Source organism: Mesorhizobium escarrei, from assembly GCF_935825525.1.
Classification (GTDB): Bacteria; Pseudomonadota; Alphaproteobacteria; order Rhizobiales; family Rhizobiaceae; genus Mesorhizobium; species Mesorhizobium escarrei.
The window spans coordinates 1-2403 of sequence record NZ_CAKXZT010000084.1 but is presented as its reverse complement, the minus strand read 5'-3'; the positions used below and the strand labels follow the sequence as shown (position 1 = coordinate 2403).

2 protein-coding genes and 1 pseudogene are annotated in these 2403 nt (G+C 64.8%); 2 read left to right on the top strand and 1 reads right to left on the bottom strand.

All coding sequences use genetic code 11. From position 1 onward, the window contains the following. Positions 1–241 (top strand): alpha/beta fold hydrolase (locus tag NMG80_RS05710; RefSeq protein WP_254017242.1); only part of this gene is annotated, 241 nt, incomplete at its 5' end. Positions 242–585: 344 nt separating this feature from the next. Beyond that, the gene (locus NMG80_RS05705; protein WP_254017241.1) at positions 586–1527 is read left to right on the top strand and encodes a DMT family transporter; all 942 of its coding nucleotides are present in this window, start codon (positions 586–588) and stop codon (positions 1525–1527) included. Between the two features lie 403 nt (positions 1528–1930). Here NMG80_RS05705 and NMG80_RS05700 read toward each other — a convergent pair. Further along, a pseudogene (locus tag NMG80_RS05700) lies at positions 1931–2381 on the bottom strand (transposase); the annotation flags it as partial. Positions 2382–2403 lie beyond the last annotated feature (22 nt).

The window sequence follows — 2403 nt, the reverse complement described above, 5'->3', positions numbered from 1 at the left end:
CGCGCGGCGCAAGACGCGGCGGCTAACCCTCCCTGTCCTGGCGATCGGAGGCGGCAAGGCAATCGGTGAGGGGACGGCGAACACGATGAGGCTCGTCGCGGACAACGTGCAGAGCGTCATCATTCCCGAAAGCGGCCACTGGGTCGCCGAGGAGACCCCAAAGAAGCTGCTCGCGGCGCTAACGCCGTTCTTGGCCCCCTACCGCGACGGATCGCGCGCGGGGACGGAGAACGTGAGATAGACCGCACGTATAATTCCGTTCGTCCACGCGAGGTATGTGGGTTCACCAGAGGAATGCAGGAGAATGCTATGGTTTTTCGAGACACTCACCCGTGAGCAAGGAAGCGGGCGTCCTCTTCGCCGAAATTGCTGCCCCGCCTATGAATTGATGGGGCCAGAACTGATCCGCGACCTGGTCTCCCTCATGCAGCAGGCCGAGTTCCAGAGCCGGATGCAAGCCGCCCTCCAATGGGGCTTCCAGACGCGGGACGCGGAGCTGGAGCTTCCCCGACTACTGGGCGAGGTGGAGGGAGTCCCATGAGCTTAACAACAGCGGCCGCTTTGCGTGTGTAACGGAGGATTGTCATGTCTGTGGGCAGCACTTCACCTCGCCCTGATCGCCACGCAAATGCATCACCGAAGCTCTGGTTAGCGTGGTCCTTGCTGGGCCTGCTCGGCTTCATCTGGGGCACCAACTTCTTGTTCATGAAGATGGCGGTCGCCGTCGTGCCGCCGCTCGAAGTGGCGTGGCTGCGAACTATCTTCGGCGCGCTTCCGATCGCTGCCCTTGCCCTCGTCCGAGGATCGCTGGCGAGGACCGACTGGCGCTTTGTCCACCATTTCGCCGCCATGGCGCTCCTGGCCAATGTCGGCCCATATGTCTTTTTTGTCATCGGCACGGCGCACCTTCCGTCCGGTGTCGCCGGGGTCATCAGCGGGGCTATCCCCTTCGTCACCGCAGCGATCGTTGCCGTCGCGCTTCCCGCCGAGCGCCTGACCAGGGTCAAGGCGCTTGGCCTAGGGATCGGCTTCGCAGGTGTCCTTCTGGTCGCGCCGCTCGGCGGAGCAGCGTCTGCAAGCGGCGGCTCGCCGCTGATCGGGGTGGCGGCGATGTTAGCCGGATCGGTGAGCTACGCACTGGCCTTGGTCTATGCGCGACGATTCATGGTGTCGCTCGGCCTTGGTCCGGTCAAGCTGGCGACCTACCAGATGCTCTTTGCCGCTGTTCTGCTAGCCCCCTTCGCAGCCCCGGGGCACTGGAGTGAGCTGGCCGCACATAGAGAGGCGCTGCTGGCGCTCGTCTTCGGGCTTGGCCTGGCGGGGACCGGGATCGCCTTCGTCATCTACTACCAGCTCATCCAGATGTTGGGGGCATTGAAGGCCGCGTCGGTTTATTACATCCCGCCGGTCGTCGCTCTTGTGGTTGGATGGGCCTTCGCCGGCGAGACGATAACGCTTGTCCAAACGATCGGCGCGGTACTCGTCATGGCAGGTATTTTCTATGCAATCCGGGATAGGGCCGGATGACATACCCTCCGCGCGCAGCCTGAGGAACCACATCCAGACCACCCTTTGAGCGCACCGTACGTCCGCTTCCGCTCTTCGACGGCCGAAAGCTGTCAGTCCGCTGGCGTGAAGAGTTTCGGGCGCCGGCAGGCGTACGAAAGTCCCCGAGGAAGGAACCCGCGGGCCACAGTCGAAGGCTATGGGGATTTCGGGTTTCGGCTGATGTCCGGGATGGCGTGACCGCCGCTGGGAAGCGCCGGCATGGATGGGGACAGGCCGCTTCGTTGCGCCTCCGCGCGATGTTGCCGGCCCGGCACACGGCTGGTTGCTACCCTGTCGACACCGATGATCACGATGGGCGCGCCTGGGTTCGTTGCCGGAGGCTGAGTGCCCTTGGCTGAAGGGGAGACCATGCCATGCCGGGTCATGGAGAGTTCTCCCGGTTCGTCGCCGTTTTGTCCGGCGGTCCGCGCGGCTGCTTCCACCGTTCGAACACCTCGATCACGATCATGCGGCCGCCGCAGCACGGGCACGGCGGGCGGAAGTCGTCCGGTTCAGCCGATGGATCGTTTGTGGCGGGAGGCGCGACCGCGAGCAGTTCGCGCGCGAGTGCGAGGCTGGCCTTGCGGGCGGAGCCGGCGAGCAGGCCATAGTGGCGGATGCGATGGAAGCCACGCGGCAGGACATGGAGCAGGAACCGACGGATGCTGCTGCCGGTCGGCGCCTTCGCGACGATAGTCCTTGTAGCGGAAGGTGACGCCGCTCTCGTCGAGGCGGATGAGGCGGCGGTTCGAGATGGCGACCCGGTGGGTATAGCGCGACAGATAGGCGAGCACCGCTTCAGGCCCGGCGAAGGGCGGCTTGGCGTAGACCACCCTTGCGACAGGCTAAGCCCTG